This is a genomic window from Nocardioides sp. Soil777, assembly GCF_001428425.1.
In the GTDB taxonomy this organism is placed as follows: domain Bacteria; phylum Actinomycetota; class Actinomycetes; order Propionibacteriales; family Nocardioidaceae; genus Nocardioides; species Nocardioides terrigena.
Map to the genome: position 1 here is coordinate 119,376 of NZ_LMSN01000001.1, position 25,778 is coordinate 145,153.

Consider the following 25,778-nt stretch of genomic DNA (forward strand, 5'->3'; position numbering starts at 1 on the left):
CCCACCGGCCGCCGGAGTCAGTGGACCTCGTCCTCCATGTGCTCGATGTCGCGGAAGCCGGTCTTCTTCGCGCGGACACCGCGGTTGGTGATCCACGTGAGGGCCCACAGGACCACGCCGATGCCGACCAGGCCGAGCGCGATCTGGTACTCCAGGACGTCCCGGTCGGAGATCTGCGGGACGATCAGGAAGATGCACAGCGCGCCGGCGATCGCGGGCGTCGGTCCGGGCGAGCGGAAGAAGCCCTCGGCCGGGTCGCGCCGCAGGATCAGGCAGGCCACGTTGACCACGGCGAAGACCGCGAGCAGGAGCAGCGAGGTCGTGCCGGACAGGGCTCCGACGATCGAGGAGTCCGACTGCGTGGCGACGAACCAGATGAGGCCGAGCGCGAGCAGCGTCGAGAACACGATGCCGACGTACGGCGCGCGGCTGTTGGGCGACACCTTGCCCAGCGACCGCGGCAGGACGTCCTGTCGGGCCAGGCCGTAGAGCAGCCGGCTGGCCATCAGCATGTTGATGAGGGCGGTGTTGGCGACCGCGAAGACGGCGAGGAACGGGAAGATGCGGTCCATCGGAAGGTCCGGCGCCCCCTTCGCGACGACCTCGAGGAGCGCGCGGCCCTCGGACTCGTTGATCTCGGCCAGCTCGCTGGGCGTCAGGACGGTCACCACCGCGACGGCGACCAGCATGTAGATGATGACCGCGACGCCCAGGCCCGTGAGCATCGTGCGCGGGAAGATCTTCTGCGGCTCCTGGACCTCCTCGACCATGTTGACCGAGTCCTCGAAGCCGACCATCGCGAAGAACGCGACCGAGGTCGCCGCCGTGACGGCCAGGAAGAGGCCCTTGTCGTCGGCGCCCTCGAAGGTCGTGATCCGGCTGATGTCGCCCTCGCCCTGCGTCATCGCGTAGAAGCCGATGAGGATGACGATCGACAGCGCCGTCATCTCCACGAGGGTGAGGACCACGTTGAACTTCACCGACTCACCCACGCCGCGCAGGTTGATCAGGGCCAGCAGCACCATGAACGCCATCGCGATCGCGGTGACGACGCCCGTGCTCGGCAGCTCGTCCATCCAGCCGTTGGCGACCAGGCCGCCGGTGAGGTTCTGGGCGAGCACGTTGGCGGACGTGGAGGCGCTCGTGATGCCCGAGCAGATCACCGCGAACGCCACGAGGAACGTCACGAAGTGGATGCCGAACGCCTTGTGCGTGTAGAGCGCGGCGCCCGCGGCCTGCGGATACTTGGTGACCAGCTCGAGGTAGGACAGCGCGGTCAGCGTCGCCACGATGAACGCGACGAGGAACGGGAGCCAGACGATGCCGCCGACGATGCCGGCCATCTGTCCGGTGACGGCGTAGACGCCGGCGCCGAGGATGTCACCGATGATGAACAGCAGGAGGAGCTTGGGGCCCATCACCCGCTTGAGATCGGGCTCTGGCCCGTTGACGTCGGGCTCGGCAGTGCGGCTGCTCATGGCAACTCCCCCTCGGAGTCGTGAGAATTTCCCTCACTCTGGACTCGCGAGGGGGTGAAGGCAAGCACCCCCGCGGGCGTCGGTCAGCCGAAGAAGACCTGCGCCTCGGCGTACTCCTCGTCGCTGACGAGCTTGAGCTCGCCGGTGCCCTCGATGAGCGGCAGGCGCTCGATCTTCGTCCCGCGCAGCGCCATCATGGTGCCGAAGTCGCCGTCGGCGACCGCGTCGATGGCCTGCAGGCCGAAGCGGGTCGCGAGCCACCGGTCGAACGCCGTGGGCGTGCCACCGCGCTGGATGTGGCCGAGCACGACGGCCCGGGCCTCCTTGCCGGTGCGCTGCTCGATCTCGCCGGCGAGCCGGTCGCCGATGCCGCCGAGGCGGACGTGGCCGAAGGCGTCCTTCTCGCCGCTGACCAGCGTCATGTCGCCGCCGTCGCGCGGGATCGCGCCCTCGGAGACCACGATGATCGGGGCGTACTTGCTCTCGAAGCGGGTCTCGACCCGGGCGCACACGTCCTCGATGTCGAAGGGCTGCTCGGGGATGAGCACCATGCTGGCCCCGCCGGCGAGGCCGGAGTGCAGGGCGATCCAACCGGCGTGGCGGCCCATCACCTCGACGACGAGCACGCGGTGGTGCGACTCGGCGGTGGTGTGCAGCCGGTCGATGGCCTCGGTGGCAATGTTGACCGCGGTGTCGAAGCCGAACGTGAAGTCGGTGCCGGACAGGTCGTTGTCGATGGTCTTGGGCACGCCCACGACGTTGACGCCGAGGTCGGCGAGCTTGGTGGCCACCCCGAGGGTGTCCTCGCCACCGATGGCGACCAGCGCGTCGACGCCGTCGCGGTCGAGGTTGGCCTTGATCCGCTCGACGCCGCCCTCGACCTTGAAGGGGTTGGTGCGGCTGGAGCCCAGGATGGTGCCGCCGCGCGGCAGGATGCCGCGGCACTGCTGCACGCCGAGCTCCATCGTGAGTCCCTCGAGGGGGCCCTTCCAGCCGTCGCGGTAGCCCACGAACTCGAACCCGTGGCCCTTCACGCCCTTGCGGACGACCGCCCGGATGACGGCGTTGAGGCCGGGGCAGTCCCCACCTCCGGTGAGCACTCCGACGCGCATCTCTACTCCCTCATCGTTGAATTTTGATCGATCAAACCCTAGCGACGCCGCTCCCCCGTGTGAAGGGGTCACGACCCGACCGGGGCACCCGGCATCAGACGTACTCGGTCGGCACGTCGACCCCGGCCGGAGCGAGGTCGGCGACCATCTCCACGAGGTCGGCCACCGAGTCGACCACCCGGCTGGGCCGGTAGGGGAACGTCTCCACGTCCTCGAGGCGGGTGGACCCCGTCGTCACCAGGATGGTGCGCAGCCCGGCCTCGAGGCCGGACACGATGTCGGTGTCCATCCGGTCGCCGACCATCACCGTCGTCTCGGAGTGGGCGTCGATCCGGTTGAGCGCGCTGCGCATCATCAGCGGGTTGGGCTTGCCGACGTAGTACGGCGCCCGTCCGGTCGCCGCGGTGATCAGCGCCGCCACCGAGCCGGTGGCCGGCAGCGTGCCCTGCTGGCTGGGACCGCTGACGTCGGGGTTGGTGGCGATGAAGCGGGCCCCTGCCTCGATCAGCCGGATGGCCCGGGTGATCGCCTCGAAGGAGTAGGTGCGGGTCTCCCCCAGCACGACGTACTCGGGATCGCGGTCGGTCATGACGTAGCCGATGTCGTGCAGCGCGGTGGTCAGGCCCGCCTCCCCGACGACGTACGCCGTGCCGTCGGGACGCTGGTCGGCGAGGAACTGCGCCGTGGCCAGGGCCGAGGTCCAGATGGCGTCCTCCGGCACGTCGATGCCGCTCGCGAACAGGCGCGCCCGCAGGTCGCGCGGCGTGAAGATCGAGTTGTTGGTGAGCACCAGGAAGTGGCGCCCCGAGGCCTTGAGCGCCTCGACGAACTCCGCCGCTCCGGGGATGGCGTGCTCCTCGTGCACGAGCACGCCGTCCATGTCGGTCAGCCATGTCTCGATCGGCGCGTGAGTGGTCATGAGCGCCATTGTGTCGCGTTCCGGACCACTAGGGTCGGTGACATGACCTTCTCCATCGTGGCCCGCTCCGACGACGGCGAGTCGTGGGGCGTGGCCGTCGCCTCCAAGTTCCTCGCGGTCGGGTCGGCCGTCCCCGCAGCGGTGGCCCGCGTGGGCGCCGTCGCGACGCAGGCCGAGGCCAACGTCGCGTGGAAGTTCCTGGCCCTGGCCCACCTCGACGACGGCGCCACCGCCGAGGTCGCGCTGACCCGCCTCGTCGAGGAGGACGACAAGCGCGACCACCGCCAGGCCGGCATCGTCGACTCGGAGGGCAACGCCGCGACCCACACCGGCTCGGAGTGCTTCGACTGGGCGGGCGGGGTGACCGGACCCGGCTACGCCATCCAGGGCAACATCCTCGTCGGCCCCGAGGTCGTCGAGGCGATGGAGCTGTCGTGGCAGGGCTCGGCGGGCCGGCCGATCGAGCGCCGGCTCCTCGAGGCGCTGCGCGCCGGGGACGAGGCCGGTGGAGACAAGCGAGGACGCCAGTCCGCCGCGCTGCTCGTGGTGCGCGAGGACGCGGGGTACGGCGCGGGCGACGACGTCGCGGTCGACCTGCGGGTCGACGACCACGCGGCGCCGGTCGGCGAGCTCGCGCGGCTGCTCGACCTCAACGACCTCTACCTGACCGCCTCCACCGAGGACGAGAAGGTGGCGGTCACCCCCGAGCTGGACTCGGAGATCTCCCGGCTCGTGCAGGCCCAGGGCCATCCCGACCTGCGCTCGTGGGTCGGCAGCGAGAACTACGAGATGCGGGTGGCCGAGGACGGGTCCTGGATCGACGAGCGGGTGCTCACCATCCTGCGAGGTGCGAAGTGAGCATCCTCGCCATCGATGCTGGTACGACGGGAGTCACCGCCGTCGTCGTCAGTCCGGCCGGCCGGATCGTCGCCACCGCCAGCCAGGAGTTCGCCCAGCACTTCCCCAAGCCGGGGTGGGTGGAGCACGCGCCGGAGGAGATCTGGCAGGCCACCCTCGAGGCCACCCGGGAGGTCCTGCGCACGGTCGACGCGTCCGAGCTGACCGCCATCGGCATCACCAACCAGCGCGAGACCGTGGTGCTGTGGGACCGCGAGACCCTCGGGTCGCCACGCCGGGCGATCGTGTGGCAGGACCGGCGGACGGCCGAGATCTGCGAGCGGCTGCGCGCCGACGGCCACGAGGACCGGGTCGCCGAGCTGACCGGGCTCCGGCTCGACCCCTACTTCTCCGGCACCAAGCTGATGTGGCTGGCCGAGCACGAGCCGCACACCTGGGCCCTCGTCCAGTCGGGCCGCTATGCCGTCGGGACCGTCGACTCCTACCTGATCGCGCGGATGACCCGGGGCACCTGGCACGTCACCGACGTGTCCAACGCGAGCCGCACCCTGCTCTTCGACCTCGGCTCCGGCGACTGGTCCGACGAGCTGTGCAGCCTCTTCGGGGTGCCCCGCGACGCGCTGCCCGACCTGGTGCCCAACTGGGGCGAGGTCGCACCGTCGGACCCGACGTCCTTCCTCGGCCTCGAGCTGCCGATCGCGGGCATCGCCGGCGACCAGCAGTCGGCCCTCTTCGGGCAGACGTGCTTCGAGGTCGGGGACTCCAAGTGCACCTACGGCACCGGGTCCTTCATCCTGGCCAACACCGGGACCACCCTGGAGCGCTCGGACGCCGGCCTGCTGTCGACGGCGGCATGGCGCTCCCCCGACGGTGAGCTGACCTACGCGCTGGAGGGGTCGATCTTCGTGACCGGCGCGGCCGTCCAGTGGCTGCGCGACGGACTGCAGATCGTCGGGTCCGCGGCGGAGACGGAGGCCGTGGCGGCGACCGTGGACGACACCGACGGCGTCGTCTTCGTGCCGGCGCTCACCGGTCTCGGCGCCCCGCACTGGGATCCGCACGCCCGCGGCCTCGTCATCGGCATCACCCGCGGCACCACCCGCGCGCACATCGTGCGCGCGACGCTCGAGGCGATCGCCTTCGAGGTGCGCGACGTCCTGGAGACCATGCCGGACATCGCCTGCCTGCGGGTGGACGGTGGCGCCGCCGCCAACGACATGCTGTGCCAGCTGCAGGCCGACCAGCTGGGCCTGCCCGTCGAGCGTCCGGAGATCGTGGAGACCACGGCGCTGGGAGCGGCGTTCCTCGCCGGGCTCGGCACCGGCGTGTGGGAGTCCACCGACGACCTGCACGAGACGTGGGCGCTGGAGCGCCGCTTCGAGCCGGCCGCCGACCGCGCCAAGGCCGACGCGGCGCACGCCCGCTGGCGCGACGCCGTCGAGCGGTCCAAGGGCTGGGCTACCGACTGAGCCGGGCCAGCTCAGCCTCCGCGGCGGCGACCGCCTGCGCGGTCTCGGCTGCGCTCTCGTCCGCCTCGGCCCGCACGTCCTCGGCGTCGGAGAGCTCGTCGTCGTTCTCCTCGAGGTCGGCCTCGAGCTGGGCGATCCGGCCCCGCAGCTCGTCCACCTCGGCCTGGAGCTGGAGCGATCGCGCCTGCAGCTGCTCGACGTCCGTCGCCGCCGCCGCGGCGGCCTCGCTCGCCGCCTCGTGCTCGGAGGTGGCGGCCTCGAGGCGCTCCTGCGCCGCGCGCCGCGCCTTGGCGTCGGCCTCCGGGTCGGGTACGACGTGCAGCTCGGGCCGGCCCACCGGCTCCGGCTCGCGCGCGGCCGCCGTGAAGCCGAGCGCCTCCGGGGCGGCCAGCGCCGGGGCCACGTCGACCTCGCCCACCCCGGTCGCCGCGAGCGCCGCGACGAGCAGTCCGCTGCGCACCGCCCGGGCGGCCCCCTCGTCGACCATCGCGGCCGTCAGCGTGGCCTCGACCTGATCGGCGACGGCCGGGGTGACCTTGACGCCCTCCTCGCGGGCCAGCCCGCGGGCACGCGTGGTGACTGCCGCGGTGAGCTGGCGGCGCTGCCGGGTCAGGGCCCGCAGCTCGTCACCGTCGAGGTTGGTCTGGGCCTCGCGCAGCGCGGCACCCACCTCCAGCACCTGCTCCACCTGCCCCGCGTCGCGGCGCACGAGCAGGTTGACGACCCAGGCGGCGAGCGACGGCTTCTTCAGCGCCTTGAGCCGCGCGGCCAGCTCCTTGTCTGCCTTGTGCTCCTTGACCAGGGCGTCGCGCGCCGGGGTGAAGTCGCCCAGCGGCAGCGCGTAGAGCCCGTCGGCGAGATCGAGGAGCGGGTCGGTCACGCCCGCGATCCTACGAACGCGTACTCGAGCTCGGTCGGGTGCGGCACCCACGGGCACTCCTGCTCCACGCCGGTCGCGCTCCAGCCGAGCCGCTCGTAGAGGCGGCGCGCGCGGTGGTTGGCGTCGAGCACCCAGAGCCGTCGCGCCCCGTGGGCCACGGCCCGGGCGACGCCCGCGCGGGCGAGGCCGGTCCCCCACGCGTGCGGGTGGACGGCGAGGTGGCGCAGGTTGTCGTCGTCGTACGCCGCGAACGCCAGGAGGCCGTCGTCCCCGTCGACGACCTCGACCACGACCTCGGGGTCATCGAGGACGAGCGCCCAGCGCGCGAGCACGTCGTCGTCGGGGAAGGGGAACCGGTCGGCCGGGAACACGTGTGCGAGGCCGACGAGGTTGGCGGCCCGCTCGAGGTCGCGCAGCGCGGCCACGTCGCCGGGGCCGGCCGTGCGCCAGGACGCCTCAGTCATCGTCCAGGCCGTGCTCGATCGCCCAGCGGGTGAGCTGCACCCGGTTGTTCATCTGGAGCTTGCGCAGCGTGTTCTGCACGTGGTTCTGCACGGTGCGGTGGGAGATCACGAGGCGCTCGGCGATCTGCTTGTAGGACATGCCCTTGGCGACCATCTTGAGGATCTCGGTCTCGCGGTCGGTGAGCTCGTCGCGCGGGTCGTCGGCCGGTCCCTCGGCCATCCGGCGGAACTCGCCCAGCACCAGGCCCGCGAGGCCGGGCGTGAAGACGGTGTCGCCGGCGGCGACGCGGCGTACGGCGTCGAGCAGCTCCTCGCGCGACGCGCTCTTGACGAGGTAGCCGGTGGCGCCCGCCTTGACCGCCTCGAGCACGTCGGACTGCTCGCCGGACGCGGAGAGGATGAGGACCCGCGCGGACGGGTCGTGCTGGAGCACCTGGGCGGTGACCTCGACCCCGTTGGGGCCGGGGATCTGGAGGTCGAGCACCACCACGTCGGGCCGGGAGGCGGGGAAGCGCGCCAGCGCCTGGTGCCCGTCCGCGGCGACCGCGACCACCTCGAAACCGGCGGCCGCCAGGTCACGCTCCACCGCGTCGCGCCACATCGGGTGGTCGTCGACGACCATCACCCTGGTCGCTCCGCCGGTCGTCCCCTGCTCCTGGCCGCTGGTCATGCCCGCGAACCTACAGCGGGTCGACTGCAGGCTTTACCCCAATCGTGGGGTTGTCCGCCCCCGGGCCCGATGGTGTCGTGGGGGCCGTGGCTCGGGATGTGGGCCGTCATCTGCCCGGGGGAAGTGTCGGATGCATCGAGCACTGTCAATCGTCATGGCCGCGTCGTCGGCCCTCCTGCTGCCGCTCCTGGCCACCGGGACGCCCGGCCAGGCCGCCGGCCCCGTCAAGGCGCTGGCCAACGTCACCGTCATCCAGGCCGTGCCCGGGGCCACCGTCGACGTCTCCGTCGACGGCCGGTCGGTCGCGACCGGGGCCGAGGTCGGCGACGTGCTGGGACCCTTCGACCTGTCCCCCGGTGGCCACGAGGTGACGTTCACCGGCCCGGGGGTCGACGTCGCCTCCTCGCTCGACGTCGCCACCGGGGCGAGCACCGACGTGGTGCTGCACCTCCCCGCCGAGGTCGGTGGGGACCCCGTGGTCCACTCGTACGACGCCCCGACGGGCGCGATCGGTCCCGACAAGGCCCGGGTCGTGCTGGCCCACACCGCGACCGTGGCTCCGGCGGACGTGCGGGTCAACGGCGAGACCGTCTTCACCAACATCGCCAACGGCGAGTTCGCGGAGGCGGAGGTGCCGGCGGGCACCCACGTCGTGGCGCTGCTCCCGTCGGGCAGCACGGCCGACCCGATCCTGGGCCCGCTCGACGTGGCGCTCGAGGCGCGCACCCTGTCGATGATCTACGCCTACGGCAACCCGCGGGACGGCTCGATGAACGTCATCGCCCACACCTCCACCCTGACCGCGGACGGGGCGGTGCGTCCCACCACCATCGACACCGGTTCGGCGGGCCTGGCGCGCGGCATCCCCGTCACTCCCTTCCTGCTGGGCGGATGAGCACGTCGGGCGGCGGTGTCACCCCGCTCCGCGGGGTCGTCCCGGCGCTCGCCCTGCTCGTCCCGCTCCTCCTGGCCGCCTGCAGCGGCCCGACCGCCACCGACGCACGCGACGCCCGGGACGCGACGCGCGGCCCGGCGTCGTCCCCGGTGTCGCCTTCCGCGTCGTCGTCGGCGGTGCCCGTCACCCCCGCGCAACGTGCCTCGTCGGTGGTCCGACCCCAGCGACCGGTCGCCGTGGTGCTGCCCGGTGGCGTCGTCGTACCCGTCCGTACGGCGTCCACGACGGCCGACGGCCTGCTCGACGTCCCGGCGGACACCGGCGTGGCCGGGTGGTGGGACGGCGGGGCACGGATCGGGGACCCGTTCGGGTCGACGCTGGTCGCCGCCCACGTCGACTCCCGCACCCAGGGCCTCGGTCCGTTCGCTGCTCTGCTGCGCCTCGAGGGGGGCGAGCGCGTGCGCCTCCGGTCCGCGGGGCTGGTCCAGGACTTCGAGGTGCGCTCCCTGCGCCTGGTGCCGCAGGGTCCGCTGACCGAGCGCACGGGTCTCTTCGCCCCGAGCGGTCCGCGCCGGCTGACGATGGTGACGTGCGCCCCGCCGTACGTCGCGAGCCGTGGTGGTTACCAGAACCTCGCCGTCGTCACCGCCGTGCCGGTCGGTCCTCCGTCCCGGGGGTCGCGGCCGTGAAGCGCCCCGATGTCAGCCGCGCCTCCCGCCTGCTCCTACTGGGCCTCGTCTTCGTCGTCCTGCCGGCGTTGACCATCGCCCTGGTCGCCAGTCGCATGGACGGCGAGGGATCCTCGGCGGCGACGCTCAGCAGCGAGGGACGCGGAGCCTCGCCTCCCCAGCCGTTGGAGGCCGACGAGTCGTACGTCCGCACGGTGGTGCTCCCCTCCGGAGACCTGCGGGTGACGCACTGGATCGAGAGCAGCGCCACACTCGTCGACATCGGCCTCTCGCTGCCCGCCGTCACCGGGGCCGAGGGTGTCGAGGCCCGCAACGTGCGGGTCCTGGCCGACGGCCGCCGGGTGTCGGGCTCCGCGCGGATCACCACGGTGCCCGCGAGCTATCCCCTCCTGGGCGCCCGCTCGGTGCAGGTCCGCTACCGGTTGAAGGGCGCCGTCGAGCGGAGCGGCGCGTCGGCGCCCGGGCGGGCCCTCGCCCTCGTGACGGCCCTCGACGTGACGCACGAGCCGCCACCGCAGCGGGTGATCCATGCCCTCCTCGCCCCCGAGGTGCTGTCCCTGGCCTGCGCGCCGGCCGTCGGTGACGGTGCTCCCGAGCCGTGCGGCGCCCTCGGTCCCGACGGCGGCTGGATCGTCGAGCGGGCCGGCCCCCGGGTGGACGACCGCGTGCTCGCGCAGGTGTCCCTGCGATGAGCGCTCAGGCGCGTGCGTCGGGCCGGACGTAGCGACCGCGGCGGTGCAGCAGGGGCTCCTCGTCCGGGCCGAGCTCCGCCTCGTCGAGCGAGCAGACCACCTCGAGCGACCAGCCGAGGAGCCGGGTGTCGGTGACGGTGCAGGTCGCCCAGGTCGACGCCGAGGCGAGCCGCGGCCCCGCCGGCGTCTGCTCCCAGGCGGTGCCGGCGAACGGCCCGCCCGGTGCCGGCATCAGGCCGGCGAACTGCTCCGCCAGGTCGCGGTGCTCCCACTCCAGCAGGTGTACGACGACCCGGTCGCCGACGTCGAGGCTCTCGCCGAGCGACGAGTCGGGGTCGAGCAGCCCGACCACGAGGGGCGGCTCGCCGCCGACGACGAGCATCGACGAGACCGTCAGCCCGACGCGCTCCCGGTCTGCGCCGGTCGTCCAGAGGCCCACGCGGGCCGAGAGCCTGCCGCGCAGCCGACGGGCGGCGTCGCGCGCGCCCTCGGGGTCGGCGAAGGGGTGCTCGGAGTGGATGGTCACGGTTGCTCCTCGATCGGCACGGTCAGCTCCCACTCGGTCCCCCAGGTGCCGGTGTCCAGCCGGGCGGTGCCACCGAGGTCGGCGAGCCGACCCCGGATCGACTCTCCGACCCCGAGACGGCCGGACGCGGCCGCGGCCTCGAGGCGGCCGTCGGGGATGCCCGGCCCGTCGTCGCGGACGGAGACGGTGACCTCGCCGGGGACCGCGTCGAGCAGGACCCAGGCCGGGGCGGTGTCGCCGACGTGGGCGCGGACGTTGTCGAGGCAGGCGGACACCGCGGCCACCAGCTCCTGCGCCACGTGGGTGGGCACGGGCACGGGGGTGCCCGGGGTGGCGACGTCCACGCGACCCGCGTGTGCGGAGCCGAGACGCTCGAGGGCCCCGGCCAGGTCGACGGTCGAGCCGGTCGGGGCGGTGACCGTGTCCTGCTGGCGGATGAGCGACCGCAGGCTGCGCTCCTGCTCGCCAGCGAGCTGCCCGAGCTCGGCCAGGTCACCCCCCGCCTCACCCGCCCGGCGCTGCACGAGGGACAGCACCTGGAGCACACCGTCGTGGACCGCACGGGCGAGCCGGGTGCGCTCCTCGGCGGCCGCCGCGGCCCGCTGGGCGGCGTCGCGCTCGACCGCCATCCGCTGGAGCGAGGCGCACATGTAGCCGACGATCGGGCCGCCGATCATGAGCAGGAAGACGTTGCCGTAGTTGGCCTGGTCGATGGGCTGGTCGACGGACACGCGGATCACGATGTCGGCCGCGGAGAGGGCCACCGCAGCGGCCAGGCCGCCCTTCCAGTGCCAGTGCACCGCCCAGGCGAGAAGAGCGCCCATGACCCAGAAGCCGGGGATGGTGGCGTTGAAGTCGGGCCCCTTGGCGAGCGGGGTGAGGAGGATCGCGCCGACGGCGATCGCCAGGTCGGCGCCCAGCAGCAACGGCGTACGACGACGTGCGGACGAGTAGGCCCACAGCGCGACGCCCGTCCAGACGACGGCCACGGTGACGACGGCGGCGCCCAGGGCCGGGTTGTCGTAGTTGTCGCGGCGCCACAGGTTGAGGGCGACCATGTTGACGGTCACCACGACCCGGACGAGCGCGAGCGCCCGGTGGAGGCGGTCCTCGACCGCGACCGCGGCCCGCTCGTCGACGGGTGGGGCGGCGCCGGTCAGGACGCCTGCTTCTGGGGTGCCTCGTCGTGCGGGGCCTGGTCCTTCGACGCCCTGGCCTGCTCCTTGGAGAGCTCCTTGGCCTTGGCGGCGTACATGTCGACGTACTCCTGCTCGGAGAGCCGCATGATCTCGTACATGATCTCGTCGGTGATGGACCGCAGGATGTAGCGGTCGTTCTCCATGCCGTCGTAGCGGGAGAAGTCGAGCGGCGGGCCGAAGCGCACGATCGGGCGCGTCCACGAGCCGAAGATCTTGCCGGTCGGCGCGACCACGTCGGTGCCGACCACCGCGCACGGGACGACCGGGGCGCCGGTCTCCAGCGCGAGCCGGGCGACGCCGGTCTTGCCGCGGTAGAGCTTGCCGTCGTGCGAGCGGGTGCCCTCGGGGTAGATGCCGAACAGGTCGCCCTGGTCGAGGATCTTCTTGGCGGACTTCATCGCGCCCTCGGCCGCGTTGGCACCCGAGCGGTCGATGGGCACCTGACCGGCCCCGGAGAAGAACTTCTTCTGGAACCAGCCCTTGATGCCGGGCGAGGTGAAGTACTCCGCCTTGGCCACGAAGGTGACACGGCGGTTGAGGGTGAGCGGCATGAACAGCCAGTCGGCGTACGAGAGGTGGTTGCTCGCCAGGATCGCGGCACCCTCCTCGGGGACGTTGTCGACGCCGAACGCCTTCGGGCGGAAGATCACGCGGAGCAGCGGGCCGAGCGCCACCGACTTGAGGAACCAATACAGCACGGGGTGAGCCTAGCCCCGAAAGCCCCTCCCCGGTGTCCCCCTCGTGGTGCACACTTCCCCCGTGATCAATCCCCTGAAGCGAGGCGGCCCGGCCGCGCCCGTCGAGCCCACCGACCCCGAGGTCCCGCGGCCGTTCACCGCGGTCGCCAAGCCCGAGCTCACCGGCGGTCGACGCATCGGCGTGCTGCTCCAGCACGGCTTCACCGGCTCGCCCTACTCGATGAAGCCGTGGGGTCGCGCGCTCGCCGAGAAGGGGTACGCCGTGGAGGTGCCGCTGCTGCCGGGTCACGGCACGCAGTGGCAGGACCTCAACTCGCTCGGGTGGAAGGACTGGTACGCCGAGACGTCGCGGGCCTTCGAGAAGCTCCGCGACGAGAACGACGCGGTCGTCGTGGGGGGCCTGTCGATGGGCGGCTCCCTGGTGCTGCGCCTCGCGGCCGACCACCCCGACGCCGTGGCCGGGATCGTGCTGGTCAACCCGGCCGTCAACACCGCGCGGCTCGACGTCCGGGCCCTGCCCGTCCTCAAGTGGCTGGTGCCGTCGTTCCCCGGCATCGCCAACGACATCAAGAAGCCGGGCGTCGAGGAGCTGGGCTACTCGCGCACGCCCCTCAAGGCGGCCGACTCGATGATGCGCGAGGGCTGGAGGCCGCTGCGCGCGGACCTGGCCCGCATCACCGCTCCGCTGCTGTTCTTCAAGTCGACCGTCGACCACGTCGTCGACCCGACGTCGCTGGAGATCATCCGGAGCAACGTCTCCTCGCGGGACTTCACCGAGCGGATGCTCTCCGAGAGCTACCACGTGGCCACGCTCGACAACGACGCGCAGGCGATCTTCGACGAGTCCGCCGACTTCGTCCGCAGGGTCGCCTCCGCCGACGCCGGCTGAGGAAGCACGGACCAACGACCCTCTCCAAACCACCGCAGGCGGGCTACGGTGGGTGTGTGAGCCCACGCGGAGACGACGAGCGGCGGACCCGCGAGGACGCGGTCTGGCGCGAGATCGTGGACAACTACGGTGAGCGTGTCGAGGTCGACGACGCTCCCTTGTCCGAGCCCCAGCCCGTCGCGGCCGTGGTGCCGGAGCCCGAGCCCGAGGTCGCCGTCGTACGACCCGTGGACGAGGAGCGCTTCGTACCTCCGCCGCCGCCCCCGCTCCCCCGGCCTGCGCCCCCGCGGGCCATCGCCTGGGCGGGTGTCTTCGGCGTACCGGTGGTGCTGCTCGTGTGCCTCATCGCGACGCTCGACCTGCCGACGGTGCTCGACTACGCGCTGCTGACCTGGTTCGTCGGCGGGTTCGGCTACCTCGTCGCCACGATGTCGCGCGAGCCCCGCGAGCCCTGGGACGACGGCTCGCGTATCTGACCGGCGCCACGGGCGCTATCGTCGGCCCGTGAGTGTGAGCGAGAACGTCGAAGTCACCGGCCACCTGATGGACAGCGGCATCCTGTCGCGCGTCCTCGACGACATCCGTCAGTACGGCGGTGACTGGGTCATCAAGGACATCGACCTCGGTCACGAGCAGACCGACACCAGCCACGCGACCATCACCGTGATGGCCGACGACGACGACTCCCTGCAGCGGCTCCTGATGCGACTGCAGACCCACGCCGTCAACCAGACCGACCCCGGCGAGGCCAGCGTCGCCGTGGCCGACATGGACGGGGTGTTCCCCGACGGCTTCTACTCCACCACCAACCTCCCCACCCGGGTCCGCCTCGAGGGCCGTTGGTACGACGTCGACAACCCCGAGATGGACTGCGGCCTCGTCGTCGAGGGCGAGCGGATCTTCACCCTGCCGATGTCCGACGTGAAGATCGGGATGCAGGTCGTCACGGGCGCCTCGGGCATCCGGGTCAGCGCGCCCGTGGTCGACAAGTCGAGCGACGCCTTCGGCTTCATGGAGTCGGACGTCTCGTCGGAGAAGCCGCAAGCAGTGCTCGTGCGCCAGGTCGCCGACGGCATGCGCGAGGCCAAGGCCGAGGGCAAGAAGGTGCTGTGGGTCGGTGGCCCGGGCGTCGTGCACACGGGCGCCGCGCCCGCCATGGTGGCGATGGTGGACGCCGGCTTCGTGGACGTGCTCTTCGCAGGCAACGCACTGGCCACCCACGACATCGAGTCCTCGCTTTACGGCACGAGCCTGGGTGTCGACCTGGCCAAGGGCCAGGGCGTCGAGCACGGGCACGAGCACCACATCCGCGCGCTCAACACGATCCGCAAGGCCGGCTCGATCAAGGCCGCCGTCGACTCCGGCGTCCTCACCGGCGGGATCATGCACGCGATGGTCACGCACGAGAAGAAGTTCGTGCTGGTCGGCTCGGTCCGCGACGACGGTCCCCTGCCCGACGTCCATACCGACGTGATCGTCGGTCAGCGGGCGATGCGCGCCGAGCTCACCGACGTCGGCTTCTGCCTGATGGTGGCGACCATGCTGCACTCGGTGGCGACGGGCAACATCCTCCCGGCGTCGATCCCGCTGGTGTGCGTCGACATCAACCCCGCCACGGTGACCAAGCTCGCCGACCGCGGGTCGAGCCACGCCAAGGGCATCGTGACCGACGTGGGGCTCTTCCTCGAGCAGCTCGCCGTCGAGCTGGTCCCGGACTACCGCCGCGCCTGAGAAGCCCGGCGGGCCAGCTCGGCCGCACCCACCAGGCCGGCCTGCGGACCCAGCTGTGCCGCGACCAGCGGCGGCACCTGTCGGTGTGCCGCGCCCACGAGCGAGCGCACCAGCGCGGTGCGGGCGGGCTCGAGCAGCCGGTCGCCGGCGGCCGACACCCCACCGCCGATGACGACCACCTCGGGGTCGAAGGCAGCCACCAGGTTGGCCACCCCGACGCCGAGCCAGTCCCCGACGCTGGCGAAGGCCTGCCGGGCCACCAGGTCACCGTCCTCGGCCGCCTCGGTGACCATCGGGCCGGTCACCAGGTCGGGGTTGCCGCCGGTCGCCTCCTCCAGCACGGAGGGCTGCTCGCCCATCCGGGCCCGGGCGAAGCGGACGAGGGCGTTGCCCGAGGAGTACTGCTCCCAGCACCCCCGGCCCCCGCACTCGCACGGCTGTCCGCCGGGCACCACCTGCATGTGGCCGAACTCGCCGGCCATGCCGTTGGCCCCCCGCACCAGGTGGTCGTCGATGATGATGCCGCCGCCGATGCCGGTGCCCATGGTGACGACGATGGCCGACCGCGCGCCCCGCGCCGCGCCGTACGTCCACTCGGCGACGGCCGCACCGTTGGCGTCGTTGTCGAGGGTCACCGGAACGCCCCAGCGGTCGGCCAGCCGGTCCCGGACGTCCTCGCCCTGCCACGGCAGGTGCGGGGCGAACATCACCCGGCTGCCGCTCGCGTCCACGAACCCGGCGGCGGCCACGCCGACTCCCGCGATCGGTGAGCCGCCGGCCACCTCCAGCACGGCCTGGACGAGGGCGTCCTCGACGCGCACGGCGTCGACCCGCCGACCGGGCGTGGCCCGACGAGCGGTGCGTACGACGCGCCCGTGCTCGTCGACCACCCCGGCCAGCACCTTGGTGCCGCCGACGTCGACGCCGACCCAGACGGGTTCCATCGCGGAAGTCACGGACCGATCCTGTCGTATGCGCGCTGTCCAGACCGTTGGGGCCCGCCGCGTAGCCCGAAAGGACTAGACGCGGTGGCCACCCGGGTCATTTCGGGTCACAAGGCTGCCGGGTGCTCCCGGCGCTCCCTAGTCTCAGGCTGATATCCGCCGGGACCATTGTGATCGAGGGGTTGGGATGCACAAACTCGCACATCGCCGCGCGGGGCGTGAGGAACGCGGAGCCGTGGCAGTTGAGTTTGCCCTAGTGCTCTTCCCCCTGCTGATGATCCTTGGCGGGCTTGTCAACTTCGGCTTCGCATTCGCGCAGCAATTGTCGCTCGACAACGCGGTGCGTCAGGCCGCTCGGGCCGGGGTCGTGGACCGGAGTGCCGACATGACGGCCATCGCCACGACGGAATTCGCCAACTCTGCTCTTGGGGCAAGCGACGTTCCCGCCATCGCGTTCCCCCAGGGCGCCACCTGCACCGGTTCTACTTTCGGCCGGAGCATGGAGGTGCACGGTGACGTCACCGTTACGTTCCTGTTCCCGTGGGTCCTACCTGAGTCGGTCCTCCCGGACACGATCGATCTGCACAGCGAGGCGGAGTTCCGATGCGAGTACTCATGAGCCGTCGAGGTGCCGACGAGCGGGGAGCGGCCATGATCATGGTGACCGTGCTGGTCGCCTTCGTGTTGCTTGGCATCTCGGCCTTCACGATCGATCTTGGCCAGGCCTACGTGAGCAAGCGCAACCTCCAGAAGGCCGCGGATGCGGGTGCCTTGGCCGCCGCGCAGGAGCTCGCCCAGTACCCGGGGACCTGCGAGACCGTGCTCCAGAATGCCGAGGCGCTGGAGAATGCGGAGAAGGCCGCCACGGATTACCGCGAGTGGAACCGGGAGGAGCAGTACACCGATTCCCGCCAACTGCAGTACGAACCCGTCTGTGCCGACGGCACCATCGTCGTGACGCTGGAGGTCGAGGGCGACACCACATCGTTCCTGGGGCCCCACATGGACGCTGATTCAGAGATCACCACCACACGGATCGCAGAGGCCGTGGTCGAGGTCGGACCCAGCTCCAGCACGCGTATGCGGCCGCTCGCCATGTGCTCCACTCAGCTGACCGCCGGACCGTTCGTCCGTCTCGACTACCCCAAGGAGGCGCCGCCGGCGTGCGGGAACGCCTCCGGGGCGTGGTGGACGGTCGACTGTCCAGGGGCCGCGTCCAACTCCACCAGCCAGATGGTCCAGCAGGTGCGCGACGGTTGCCCCAACGGGGTCTCAGTGGTTGACGGTCAGACGAGCGACCAGACCACCGGAGAATTGACCAACACCCTCGAGGCAGCATGCCTCGGCGGCGCTACTCCTGAGGGAGGTTGTCTGGAGTCCAACCCCGGAAACCTTGACTCCGGTCAGGTGGCGGCGTCGTGGAAGTACCTCGTGGACAACAGCGTCAAGGCCGTGTTCCCGGTCTTTTGCGCGCCGCCACAGTGCGACTCGACTACCATCGACGGCAGTGGGAACAACGCCACCTTCCCCGTGTACAAGCTGCTGGGCGCCGTGATCTGCGGGTATCACTTCAGCAAGACGGAGAACTACCACTCTGCCAAGGATGAGTGCGAAGGCCTTCCCACAGACATGTACGCCGGCGACGACGACGACAACAACCTTGAGAACTACTTGATCATCAAGTACGTCCAGATCAGCGCGTCCGGATCCAACCAGGCGTCGGACTGCGATCTTGGCGACACAACCGGCTGCGACGGGGGAATCAGGCGGACTCGGCTGGTCGAGTGACCGCGGGGCGCGCCCTATCGTCGAGCGAGGTCCGCCGCGCCTATGAGCCCAGCCTTGTTGCCGAGCTCGGCGAGCACGATGTCCGCCACCGGCCGGTGCCCCCGGCCGGTGAGCTGACGGGTGAAGGCGGTCCGGATCGGGCCGAGCAGCAGGTCGCCGGCCTCACTGACCCCGCCGCCGATGGCGACGGTCGCCGGGTCGAGCACGGCAGCGAGTGACGCGATGCCCTCCCCCAGCCACGTGCCGAGGTCCGAGAACTGGTCGACGGCGAACGGGTCGCCGTCCTGCGCGGCCGCGGTGATCAGCGGCCCGTCGATTGCCGCCGGGTCTCCCCCGGCGCGGTCGATCAGGTCACGCGCCAGCAACGAGCGCCCGTCGGCGGCCTCACGGGTCGCGCGCACGAGCGCCGTACCGGAGCCGTAGGACTCGAGGCAGCCGCGGTTGCCGCACCCGCACATGACCCCACCGGGGACGACTCGCATGTGGCCGATCTCCGCTGCCACACCGAACGCGCCCCGGTGCAGCTTGCCGTCGAGGACGATGCCACCCCCGACGCCGGTGCCGACGGTGACCAGCAGGAAGTCGTCGACATGCTTGCCTGCTCCGAAGGTGAACTCGCCCCACGCTGCGGCGTTGGCGTCGTTCTCGATCACCACCGGGAGGTCGATGTGCTGCTCGAGCTCCGCCTTGAGGTCGATGTCGCGCCACGCGAGGTTGGGGGCGAAATAGACGTGCGACCGGGTGCTGGAGACGTACCCCGCGGCACCCACGCCCACGCACGTCACGTCATGGCGGGAGCTCAGCTCGGTGACGAGACCGGCGATGGCCTTCTCGATGGCGTCGACGTCCTCCGCCGGCGACTCGACCTTGAGCTCCTCGACGATCCGGCCCTCGGCGTCGACGACGCCTCCGGCGATCTTGGTGCCACCCACGTCGACGCCGCAGGCCAGTCCGCTGGTGCTCACGAGTCCTCCTCGGGCCAGTCCTCGTCGAGGACGATCTTCTCCACTGGTTGGGTACGACGTCCGCGGCCGCGCGGCTCCGGACCGTCCGGGTCGCCCTCAGCCCCGTCCTCTGGGTCGGGCACCACCGTGGCCAGCACGCCGGCCGCGGCCTGCACCAGCGATGAGGCTGCCACGGCGAGGTGCGCCTTGACCTCGGGGCTCAGCTGGCGGACGACGTGCACCGTTCGGCAGATCGGGCAGACGGTGCACTCGGGCGCACCCGTCGCAAGGTGCTCGTCGACCTGGTGGGCAGCGGTGGTGACCTGGTCCACGAGGTGGTCCGCAAGACCGCCGGCCCCGTGGCCGACGTCCGATCCGTGCTCGCGCGCCCAACCGGACAGCGCACCAAGGAGCTTGGCCGTCTCCTCCGCGAGGCTCCCCACCTCGGGAGCGTCGTCGCCTGCGGGCTCGCCGTCCTGCCCCGTCACGCCGGCTCCTCCTCGAACCTCACCTGCAGCACCCCGTCCTGCACGCGAGCCCCGGCGACCCGGTGACGGGCCAGCCCCGGCGGGAGGGTCAGGAGGCGACGATACGACCCCACCGTCACAACGAGCTCGTCGCCGTGGCGTAAGAGGTCCACGTCGGAGCTGGTCACGAGCGGCAAGGACAGCCCGAGCGTGGGCCCGGCCGACGTACGGCTCACCGTGAACGGCCCCTTGCCGGCGGGTACGGCGAGCGGGTCGGAGCCGTCGTACATCTCGTCTGCCAGCGCCCGCAGGGCGTCGACGCCCACCGGTTCGCCGGTGCGGTAGACCGAACGCCACAGGGGCATCCCGGCGAAGGACTCCGCCACCTCGGCCAGCACGGCCTCCTGGGAGCGGACCCACCCGGCACGCCACTCGTCCGTCCCGGTGCTCGGGAAGATGCGGTTGACCACGACCCCGTCCACCCGGTAGCCGAAGAGGGACAGCGAGGTCAGCGACCGCCGGGCCTCCGCCAGCACCACGGACTCCGGGGTGAGGACCACCCGGACGCTCGCCTCGGGCCCGGTAAGCAGGGCGTGCACCTCGTCGAGCTCGTCGTGCAGACGCTGCAGCGCGTCGAAGACCGTGTCCTGCGGCATCGGCACCCCGGCGGCGCGGCTCAGGACGGGGCGGAGGGCCTTGACGATGCGGCGCTCGACGGGGAAGACCCGCTCCATGTACCAACCGAGGGCCTCGGGCAACGCGAGCAGCCGCAGCGTCTCCGCGGTAGGTGCGCAGTCGACGACGATGACGTCCCACTCCCCCGACAGTGCGTGCACACGGAGCTCCAGGAGGGCGAGCACCTCCTCGGCGCCGGGCAGGACGGCCAGCTCCTCGGCGGCGACCCGGTCGACTCCGGCGACGTCGAGCACGCTGAGGAGATAGCCCTGGATCTCGGCCCACGACTGCTCGAAGCGCAGCTGGGCGTCGACCTGCTGGACGAACAGGCCGTCGGCGACCGGTGTCGGCTCGGCACCCACCTCCACGCCGAACGCATCCGCCAGCGAGTGCGCGGCGTCGGTGGACAGCACCAGAGTCCGCAGACCGGATGCGGCGGCAAGAGCCGCCGTACCGGCCGCGACGGTCGACTTGCCGACGCCGCCCTTGCCGGTGAAGAGGAGGATGCGCACCTTGGGAGATGGGTCGGGCGCGCTCAGCGCGTCTCGACGCGCTTCTTCAGCCCCTTGAGGGCGGTGTCGATGAGGATCTTCTCGCCCTTGCGCTTGAGCATGCCGATCAGGGGGATCGACACGTCGAGGGCGAGGCGGTAGGTGACCTCGGTCGAGCCGTTGCCGAGGTCCCTCAGCTCGTAGGCGCCGTCGAGCGCCTTGAGCATCTTGCCCTCCACGAGGGTCCAGGTGACCTCACGGTCGCCGTCCCAGTCGTAGGCGAGCGTGTACTCGTCCTTGATGGGCGAGACATCAAGCTCGAAGTACACCTGCTCGGCCCGGTCGCCGCCGAGCGGGTCTGGCTCCACCACGCGCGCGGTCTTCACACCCTTGGCCCACGAAGGGTAGGAGTCGAAGTCGGCGATGACGGCCATGATGGCCGCCGGTGCGGCATCGATGACGATCGACGATGTGGTCTGCTCGGCCATGCGATGAACCTACCGGACATCGCACTGGGCAGAAACGCCTCCTCCGGGCGATCCGCGCCAGTACTCTTCGGCTGCCAAGCGACTGCACCGAGGAGACCGACATGGACCATGCTCTTGAGAAGACGACGGTCAGGCGCATCGACAGTGGTCGGGTGGTGGCGGTGACCCTCTTCGCAATGCTCCTGACCCTCAACGTCATGCGGCTCGCCAGCGGCGAGCCCTTCGGCAACCCGCTCGTTGTTCTGAACAGTCTCCTTACGATGGCGTTCTACGCGCTGCTCATCTGGGCCTATCTCCGCCGCTCCCCCAGCAACCGCACCGACCTGCGCTGGTCATCGTGGCTCATCGCACTCCTTGGGACCGCTGCTCCGTTCGCCGTCCCACTTGTGTCCGAAGGCCCCCGTGCTGGCGGATTCCTCGCACTATGTGGCGCCGGAGTGCTGGCATTGGGCCTCGGTGCGATGCTCTGGGCCCTGGGCGCCCTGGGCACCAACATCAGCGTCGTCCCGCAGGCTCGCGAGGTGGTCACCCACGGCCCCTACGCCCGCGTCCGTCACCCGCTGTACGCGGCCGAGCTCATCAACGTGGTCGGGCTGTGCCTGGCCGCCACCGGTCTCGGGCCCTGGGCCGTCATGGTGGCGCTCGTCACCTTCCAGGTGATGCGGGCGCGCCGGGAGGAGGAGCTGTTGTCGCGCGAGCTGCCCGGGTACGCCGACTACAAGAGCCGCACCCCTATGCTCGTGCCGGCACTCGGCCGCAGCTAGGAGGTTCCCCGTGCGTGAGTTCTCCACGCCCCTGACCATCGAGATCCCCGCCACGGGCAACCTCACCGACGACGTCGTCACTAACGCCCGCGAGGCCACCGACGCCGTGGTGTTCAGCCGCAAGATCGACGGCGAGTGGACCGACGTCACGGCGGCCGGGTTCCTCACCGAGGTCAGCGCCGTCGCCAAGGGCCTCATGGCCGCCGGCATCGAGCCCGGTGACCGGGTCGCGCTGATCTCCAAGACCCGCTACGAGTGGACGCTTCTCGACTACGCCATCTGGTTCGCCGGCGCGGCCACGGTCCCCGTCTACGAAACCTCCTCGACCGAGCAGATCGGCTGGATCCTGGCCGACTCGGGCGCCAAGGCCGTCGTCGCGGAGGGCAAGGAGCACCTTGCCCGCGTGAACGAAGCGCGGCAGTCGGGCGCCGGAGACGATCTCAACCACGTGTGGTCGATCAACGACAACGCCGTCGGAGTGCTGACTCGCCTGGGACAGGACATCTCCGATGAGGCCCTCGAGGAGCGTCGTACGGCCGCCACTCCCCTCGACCTCGCCACGCTGATCTACACCAGCGGGACCACCGGTCGCCCCAAGGGCTGCATGCTCACCCACGGCAACTTCATGTTCGAGCTCGGCGTCGCAACCGACGAGCTGCACCACCTCTTTGACGGCGAGGGCGCTTCGACCCTGCTGTTCCTGCCGCTGGCCCACGTGTTCGCCCGCATCATCCAGGTCGGCGCGGTCAAGAAGCGGGTCCGCCTCGGCCACAGTGCCGACATCAAAAACCTGCTCGGCGACCTCGAGGTCTTCAAGCCGACCTTCATCCTCGCGGTCCCGCGCGTCTTCGAGAAGGTATTCAACAGCGCCTCTCAGCGCGCCACCGCTGACGGGCGGGGCAAGATCTTCGACCGGGCGGCCGAGACCGCCATCGCTTGGTCCCGTGCCCAGGACGGCGGCCGCGTCCCCCTGAGGGTCAGGGCGCAGCACGCGATCTTCGACCGGCTCGTCTATGGCAAGCTCCGCACGGCCTTGGGCGGCAACTGCCGGTACGCGGTGTCCGGCGGCGCGCCACTCGGGGACCGGCTCGGGCACTTCTACCGCGGCATCGGCGTGACGGTGCTCGAGGGCTACGGCCTGACCGAGACCACCGCTGCGGTGACCGTCAACCTGCCCAAGGCCCAGAAGATCGGCACGGTTGGCCGGCCCATCCCCGGCACGTCGGTGCGCGTGGCCGACGACGGCGAGCTGCTCTTCCGCGGGGGTCAGGTCTTCGCCGGCTACTGGCGCAACGAGGACGCGACCCACGATGCGCTCACGCGCGAGGGCTGGTTCCACACCGGTGACGTCGGCGAGGTGGACGACGAGGGATTCGTCCGCATCACGGGCCGCAAGAAGGAGATCCTGGTGACCGCGGGTGGCAAGAACGTCGCCCCCGCCGTGCTGGAGGACCGCCTGCGAGCCCACGCGCTCGTCGACCAGTGCATGGTCGTGGGCGACGGGCAGCCCTTCATCGCAGCGCTCGTCACCATCGACCGCGAGTCGTTCCCCGCCTGGGCCGAGACCCACGGCAAGTCCGGAGATGTCGAGCAATTCCTCGACGACCCCGACCTCAACGCCGCCATCGAGGCGGCCGTCGAAGACGCCAACAAGGCGGTCTCCCGGGCCGAGGCGATCCGCAAGTTCACCATCCTCCAGGAGGAGTGGACCGAGGAGGGCGGGCACCTGACGCCCAGCCTCAAGCTCAAGCGCAACGTCGTGATGCGCGAGTTCCGCGAGGACGTCGAGGCGCTCTACCTCAGCTGAGGCGAGTCAGCGCGCTCCAGCACTCCCGATTCTTCCGGATCGCCCACTTGGACTACGAGCCGTGGGTGCTGAGTAGTCATTTCGGGTGGCGTCCGGGCCACCTCTGGGCGGTTTGTTCGGTTTAGCCCACACACCGCAGCGGCTTTACCTAGATTCGCCCATCGGGAAGGGATCTGGGACCTCTCCCGCAGGGCACCACACCTGAGCATCCCCAGAACCCCCGGTCACTGCTCTGCGAAGGATCGCCTCATGGCCCGTCGTTCAGTTCTCCTCATCGTCGCCGTCTTGATCGCCCTAGTCGGCACTTCCCTGATCGTCCTCTACGTCCAGGGCATCGACGCCCGGGCCACAGCTGGTCAAGAGCTGGTGGAAGTCCTCACCGCCACGGACGTCATCGACGCCGGTGAGGACGTTGCTGCCGCCCAGGAAGCCGGCAAGTTCGAGAAGAGCGAGGTCCGGCGCGAGGACCTCGTCGAGGGCGCGCTCACCAGCACGAGCTCGATCACCGACCTCGTCGCCGTGGGGACGATCTATCCGGGGGAACAGATCCTGGCCAAGAAGTTCGGCAACCTCGGCGACGCCGGCACCCTGGTCATCCCGGACGACAAGCTGGCCGTCTCCGTCGAGCTGACGGACCCGGAGCGGGTCGCCGGCTTCGTCAATCCCGGCTCCGAGGTGGCGATCTTCGTGTCGGCGGACCCCGTGCTCTACAAGCCGGACGGCAAGGAGCAGAAGCTCGCCCAGTACACGGGTCTGCTCCTGCCGAAGGTCGAGGTCGTCGGCGTCGGCACCACCAGCATTGCCGCCAAGACCACAAAGAGCGAGGAGGGCGAGGAGACCGAGCAGGTCGCCCGCACCATCCTCACCGTCGCGGTCAACCAGGAGGATGCCGAGAAGCTCATCTATGCCGACCGCAACGGTGACATCTCGTTCGCGCTGCTGACGGGTGACTCCGAGGTTTCCGCCAACGCCGGCGTCCGCGCTGCCGACATCATGCCCGGTGCCTTCAGGAACATCCCGTGACCACCATCCTCGAGCCCGACGTGGCGCAGCTCGGGATCATGAACGCCATGCTGCACGGGTCGACCGCGACGACCAGCATGGCCGAGCTGAAGGCCCACCTCGAGGCCAGCCCCCACGAGTTCGCCGTCGTGCTCGGCCCGTCGGTGGCCGTCGACGACGCGATGGACTTCGCGCGCAATGCGCGTATCACCCGCCCCGACCTGGGGGTGATCCTGCTCCGTCACGGCGTGGACAGCGAGACGCTCACCGTCGCTCTGCGCAGCGGCATGCGTGAGGTCGTGGAAGCCCGCGACCTCGCCGGCCTCACCACAGCCGTGCACCGGGCCCGGAGCGTGGCCAAGGAGATCTCGCAGACCCTGGAGGACGAGGCCAAGGCAGCCGCGAACGCCGCTATGGCGCAGGCTGCTGCCGCGCAGGCCGCCGCCCAGGCTGCCGCCGATGCTCCGCAGGGCAAGGTCATCACCGTCTTCTCCACGAAGGGCGGCGTCGGCAAGAGCCTCGTCGCGACCAACCTCGGAGTCGCCCTGAGCGATGCCGGCCACCGGGTCTGCCTGGTGGATCTCGACGTCAACAGTGGTGACGTCGCGATCATGTTGCAGCTCAACCCCACGCGCACGATCAACGACCTGGTCGCGTTCAACGGTCAGATCGATGAGGACTCCCTCGCGACGATCCTAACGACTGCCTCCGACCGCCTCTCCCTGATGGCGGCACCGGTCCGTCTCGACTCGCCCGACCACGCCGCCGCAACTGACGTCGGTCTCATGATCGAGACCCTCAAGGGCATGTTCGACTTCATCGTCGTGGACACCTCGGGTGTCTTCGACGACCACGCACTCACTGCACTCGACCGAACCGACTCGATCGTGCTGGTCGGGACGCTCGACATCCCGGCACTCAAGGCCTTAAAGCTCGCGACGGGCACCCTGGACCTCCTCAACTTCGGCCGGGAGAAGTGGAAGTTCGTCCTCAACCGAGCGGACGGCAAGGTTGGTCTCACGGTGGCTGAGTTCGAGTCCACGCTGGGCCTCAAGGCCGACGCCACACTCGTGTCCAGCCGCGAGGTGCTGGCCGCGGTCAATCGTGGTGAGGCGCTCGTCAAGGCCTACCCGAACCACCCCAACAGCAAGGCGATCGTCGACTTCGCCAAAACGTTCGTAAGTTCCGACAACGTGTCGGGCAAGAAGGGCGCCCGTCGTCGCCTGAGGAGGGCATGAC

28 protein-coding genes are annotated in these 25,778 nt (G+C 70.9%); 14 read left to right on the top strand and 14 right to left on the bottom strand.

The window, feature by feature from the left end; translation table 11 throughout:
- Positions 1–17: 17 nt before the first annotated feature.
- From ASG88_RS00595 to ASG88_RS00605, 3 genes are all read right to left on the bottom strand, one after another.
- Positions 18–1,478: an APC family permease gene (locus ASG88_RS00595; protein WP_056885472.1), complete on the bottom strand. Its 1,461-nt coding sequence runs from the start codon at positions 1,476–1,478 to the stop codon at positions 18–20.
- 83 nt (positions 1,479–1,561) lie between these two features.
- The gene (locus ASG88_RS00600; RefSeq protein WP_056885473.1) at positions 1,562–2,590 is read right to left on the bottom strand and encodes a 6-phosphofructokinase; all 1,029 of its coding nucleotides are present in this window, start codon (positions 2,588–2,590) and stop codon (positions 1,562–1,564) included.
- Between the two features lie 94 nt (positions 2,591–2,684).
- Positions 2,685–3,509 carry an HAD-IIA family hydrolase gene (locus tag ASG88_RS00605; RefSeq protein WP_056885991.1) on the bottom strand — a complete coding sequence of 275 codons (825 nt, stop codon included), beginning with the start codon at positions 3,507–3,509 and terminating at the stop codon, positions 2,685–2,687.
- A 42-nt stretch (positions 3,510–3,551) separates the two neighbouring features.
- Between ASG88_RS00605 and ASG88_RS00610 the strand changes: the two genes are divergently transcribed.
- Both ASG88_RS00610 and glpK read left to right on the top strand, forming a co-directional pair.
- The gene (locus ASG88_RS00610; RefSeq protein ID WP_056885474.1) at positions 3,552–4,367 is read left to right on the top strand and encodes a DUF1028 domain-containing protein; all 816 of its coding nucleotides are present in this window, start codon (positions 3,552–3,554) and stop codon (positions 4,365–4,367) included.
- Positions 4,364–5,836, top strand: coding sequence for a glycerol kinase GlpK (gene glpK / locus ASG88_RS00615; RefSeq protein ID WP_056885475.1), 1,473 nt, complete (start codon positions 4,364–4,366; stop codon positions 5,834–5,836). Before ASG88_RS00610 ends, glpK begins: the two co-directional genes overlap by 4 nt.
- On the opposite strand, the gene ASG88_RS00620 is transcribed toward glpK, so the two are convergent.
- The 3 genes from ASG88_RS00620 to ASG88_RS00630 are packed head-to-tail and all read right to left on the bottom strand — an operon-like array spanning position 5,826 to position 7,850.
- Positions 5,826–6,716, bottom strand: coding sequence for a hypothetical protein (locus tag ASG88_RS00620; protein WP_157559495.1), 891 nt, complete (start codon positions 6,714–6,716; stop codon positions 5,826–5,828). The two genes, glpK and ASG88_RS00620, sit on opposite strands and share 11 nt — an antisense overlap.
- A complete protein-coding gene (locus tag ASG88_RS00625; RefSeq protein ID WP_056885476.1) occupies positions 6,713–7,180 on the bottom strand; it encodes a GNAT family N-acetyltransferase in 468 nt (155 codons plus the stop codon). Before ASG88_RS00625 ends, ASG88_RS00620 begins: the two co-directional genes overlap by 4 nt.
- Positions 7,173–7,850 (bottom strand): response regulator, encoded by a 678-nt coding sequence (locus ASG88_RS00630; protein WP_056885477.1) that lies wholly within the window; start codon positions 7,848–7,850, stop codon positions 7,173–7,175. Before ASG88_RS00630 ends, ASG88_RS00625 begins: the two co-directional genes overlap by 8 nt.
- Positions 7,851–8,004: 154 nt before the next feature.
- Here ASG88_RS00630 and ASG88_RS00635 point away from each other — a divergent pair, with 154 nt between their 5' ends.
- From ASG88_RS00635 to ASG88_RS00645, 3 genes are read left to right on the top strand one after another with little or no spacing between them, the layout of a single operon-like run.
- Complete coding sequence (locus ASG88_RS00635) at positions 8,005–8,745, top strand: DUF4397 domain-containing protein (RefSeq protein WP_056885478.1); 741 nt, start codon at positions 8,005–8,007, stop codon at positions 8,743–8,745.
- A complete protein-coding gene (locus tag ASG88_RS00640; protein WP_056885479.1) occupies positions 8,742–9,434 on the top strand; it encodes a class F sortase in 693 nt (230 codons plus the stop codon). Before ASG88_RS00635 ends, ASG88_RS00640 begins: the two co-directional genes overlap by 4 nt.
- Positions 9,431–10,126, top strand: coding sequence for a hypothetical protein (locus ASG88_RS00645; RefSeq protein ID WP_056885480.1), 696 nt, complete (start codon positions 9,431–9,433; stop codon positions 10,124–10,126). Before ASG88_RS00640 ends, ASG88_RS00645 begins: the two co-directional genes overlap by 4 nt.
- 4 nt (positions 10,127–10,130) lie before the next feature.
- Here the strand turns inward: ASG88_RS00645 and ASG88_RS00650 are convergent, their stop codons facing one another.
- The 3 genes from ASG88_RS00650 to ASG88_RS00660 are packed head-to-tail and all read right to left on the bottom strand — an operon-like array spanning position 10,131 to position 12,549.
- On the bottom strand, positions 10,131–10,652 hold the full coding sequence (locus ASG88_RS00650; protein WP_056885481.1) for a flavin reductase family protein: 522 nt from the start codon (positions 10,650–10,652) through the stop codon (positions 10,131–10,133).
- Entirely contained in the window at positions 10,649–11,812 is a 1,164-nt protein-coding gene (macS, locus tag ASG88_RS00655) for a MacS family sensor histidine kinase (protein WP_056885993.1), read from the bottom strand. The genes ASG88_RS00650 and macS overlap by 4 nt, the downstream gene beginning before the upstream one ends.
- The gene (locus ASG88_RS00660; RefSeq protein ID WP_056885482.1) at positions 11,809–12,549 is read right to left on the bottom strand and encodes a lysophospholipid acyltransferase family protein; all 741 of its coding nucleotides are present in this window, start codon (positions 12,547–12,549) and stop codon (positions 11,809–11,811) included. The genes macS and ASG88_RS00660 overlap by 4 nt, the downstream gene beginning before the upstream one ends.
- Before the next feature lie 61 nt (positions 12,550–12,610).
- Here ASG88_RS00660 and ASG88_RS00665 point away from each other — a divergent pair, with 61 nt between their 5' ends.
- From ASG88_RS00665 to ASG88_RS00675, 3 genes are read left to right on the top strand one after another with little or no spacing between them, the layout of a single operon-like run.
- A complete protein-coding gene (locus ASG88_RS00665) occupies positions 12,611–13,438 on the top strand; it encodes an alpha/beta hydrolase (RefSeq protein ID WP_235534664.1) in 828 nt (275 codons plus the stop codon).
- Between the two features lie 56 nt (positions 13,439–13,494).
- Positions 13,495–13,914: a hypothetical protein gene (locus tag ASG88_RS00670; protein ID WP_056885483.1), complete on the top strand. Its 420-nt coding sequence runs from the start codon at positions 13,495–13,497 to the stop codon at positions 13,912–13,914.
- Positions 13,915–13,942: 28 nt separating this feature from the next.
- Positions 13,943–15,169 (top strand): TIGR00300 family protein, encoded by a 1,227-nt coding sequence (locus ASG88_RS00675; protein ID WP_082599756.1) that lies wholly within the window; start codon positions 13,943–13,945, stop codon positions 15,167–15,169.
- On the opposite strand, the gene ASG88_RS00680 is transcribed toward ASG88_RS00675, so the two are convergent.
- Positions 15,154–16,125: an ROK family protein gene (locus ASG88_RS00680; RefSeq protein WP_268790142.1), complete on the bottom strand. Its 972-nt coding sequence runs from the start codon at positions 16,123–16,125 to the stop codon at positions 15,154–15,156. The genes ASG88_RS00675 and ASG88_RS00680 overlap by 16 nt on opposite strands.
- 223 nt (positions 16,126–16,348) lie before the next feature.
- On the opposite strand from ASG88_RS00680, the gene ASG88_RS00685 reads away from it, so the two are divergent.
- Positions 16,349–16,732, top strand: a complete 384-nt coding sequence (locus ASG88_RS00685) for a TadE/TadG family type IV pilus assembly protein (RefSeq protein ID WP_162259795.1) — start codon at positions 16,349–16,351, stop codon at positions 16,730–16,732.
- A gap of 32 nt (positions 16,733–16,764) precedes the next feature.
- Complete coding sequence (locus ASG88_RS00690; RefSeq protein ID WP_056885486.1) at positions 16,765–17,901, top strand: pilus assembly protein TadG-related protein; 1,137 nt, start codon at positions 16,765–16,767, stop codon at positions 17,899–17,901.
- Between the two features lie 14 nt (positions 17,902–17,915).
- Here ASG88_RS00690 and ASG88_RS00695 read toward each other — a convergent pair whose 3' ends face one another.
- From ASG88_RS00695 to ASG88_RS00710, 4 genes are read right to left on the bottom strand one after another with little or no spacing between them, the layout of a single operon-like run.
- A complete protein-coding gene (locus ASG88_RS00695; protein ID WP_235534665.1) occupies positions 17,916–18,866 on the bottom strand; it encodes an ROK family glucokinase in 951 nt (316 codons plus the stop codon).
- A complete protein-coding gene (locus ASG88_RS00700) occupies positions 18,863–19,333 on the bottom strand; it encodes a hypothetical protein (RefSeq protein ID WP_056885488.1) in 471 nt (156 codons plus the stop codon). Before ASG88_RS00700 ends, ASG88_RS00695 begins: the two co-directional genes overlap by 4 nt.
- Positions 19,330–20,499 carry an ArsA family ATPase gene (locus tag ASG88_RS00705; protein ID WP_056885489.1) on the bottom strand — a complete coding sequence of 390 codons (1,170 nt, stop codon included), beginning with the start codon at positions 20,497–20,499 and terminating at the stop codon, positions 19,330–19,332. Before ASG88_RS00705 ends, ASG88_RS00700 begins: the two co-directional genes overlap by 4 nt.
- A gap of 23 nt (positions 20,500–20,522) precedes the next feature.
- Positions 20,523–20,966, bottom strand: a complete 444-nt coding sequence (locus ASG88_RS00710) for an SRPBCC family protein (RefSeq protein ID WP_056885490.1) — start codon at positions 20,964–20,966, stop codon at positions 20,523–20,525.
- A 101-nt stretch (positions 20,967–21,067) separates the two neighbouring features.
- Here ASG88_RS00710 and ASG88_RS00715 point away from each other — a divergent pair, with 101 nt between their 5' ends.
- From ASG88_RS00715 to ASG88_RS00730, 4 genes are all read left to right on the top strand, one after another.
- The gene (locus ASG88_RS00715) at positions 21,068–21,730 is read left to right on the top strand and encodes a methyltransferase family protein (RefSeq protein ID WP_056885491.1); all 663 of its coding nucleotides are present in this window, start codon (positions 21,068–21,070) and stop codon (positions 21,728–21,730) included.
- Between the two features lie 10 nt (positions 21,731–21,740).
- Entirely contained in the window at positions 21,741–23,537 is a 1,797-nt protein-coding gene (locus ASG88_RS00720; RefSeq protein WP_056885492.1) for an AMP-dependent synthetase/ligase, read from the top strand.
- Positions 23,538–23,786: 249 nt separating this feature from the next.
- Positions 23,787–24,560 (top strand): Flp pilus assembly protein CpaB, encoded by a 774-nt coding sequence (gene cpaB / locus ASG88_RS00725; RefSeq protein ID WP_056885493.1) that lies wholly within the window; start codon positions 23,787–23,789, stop codon positions 24,558–24,560.
- Positions 24,557–25,777, top strand: coding sequence for an AAA family ATPase (locus tag ASG88_RS00730; RefSeq protein WP_056885494.1), 1,221 nt, complete (start codon positions 24,557–24,559; stop codon positions 25,775–25,777). The genes cpaB and ASG88_RS00730 overlap by 4 nt, the downstream gene beginning before the upstream one ends.
- Position 25,778 lies beyond the last annotated feature (1 nt).

Excerpts from the sequence above, each read along its gene's own strand:
- ASG88_RS00610 (WP_056885474.1), top strand. The coding sequence starts at position 3,552 with ATGACCTTCTCCATCGTGGCCCGCTCCGACGACGGCGAGTCGTGGGGC.
- ASG88_RS00600 (WP_056885473.1), bottom strand. The coding sequence starts at position 2,590 with ATGCGCGTCGGAGTGCTCACCGGAGGTGGGGACTGCCCCGGCCTCAAC.
- ASG88_RS00640 (WP_056885479.1), top strand. The coding sequence starts at position 8,742 with ATGAGCACGTCGGGCGGCGGTGTCACCCCGCTCCGCGGGGTCGTCCCG.
- ASG88_RS00635 (WP_056885478.1), top strand. The coding sequence starts at position 8,005 with ATGGCCGCGTCGTCGGCCCTCCTGCTGCCGCTCCTGGCCACCGGGACG.
- ASG88_RS00595 (WP_056885472.1), bottom strand. The coding sequence starts at position 1,478 with ATGAGCAGCCGCACTGCCGAGCCCGACGTCAACGGGCCAGAGCCCGAT.
- ASG88_RS00715 (WP_056885491.1), top strand. The coding sequence starts at position 21,068 with ATGGACCATGCTCTTGAGAAGACGACGGTCAGGCGCATCGACAGTGGT.
- ASG88_RS00710 (WP_056885490.1), bottom strand. The coding sequence starts at position 20,966 with ATGGCCGAGCAGACCACATCGTCGATCGTCATCGATGCCGCACCGGCG.
- cpaB (WP_056885493.1), top strand. The coding sequence starts at position 23,787 with ATGGCCCGTCGTTCAGTTCTCCTCATCGTCGCCGTCTTGATCGCCCTA.
- ASG88_RS00605 (WP_056885991.1), bottom strand. The coding sequence starts at position 3,509 with ATGACCACTCACGCGCCGATCGAGACATGGCTGACCGACATGGACGGC.
- ASG88_RS00690 (WP_056885486.1), top strand. The coding sequence starts at position 16,765 with ATGATCATGGTGACCGTGCTGGTCGCCTTCGTGTTGCTTGGCATCTCG.
- ASG88_RS00625 (WP_056885476.1), bottom strand. The coding sequence starts at position 7,180 with ATGACTGAGGCGTCCTGGCGCACGGCCGGCCCCGGCGACGTGGCCGCG.
- ASG88_RS00630 (WP_056885477.1), bottom strand. The coding sequence starts at position 7,850 with ATGACCAGCGGCCAGGAGCAGGGGACGACCGGCGGAGCGACCAGGGTG.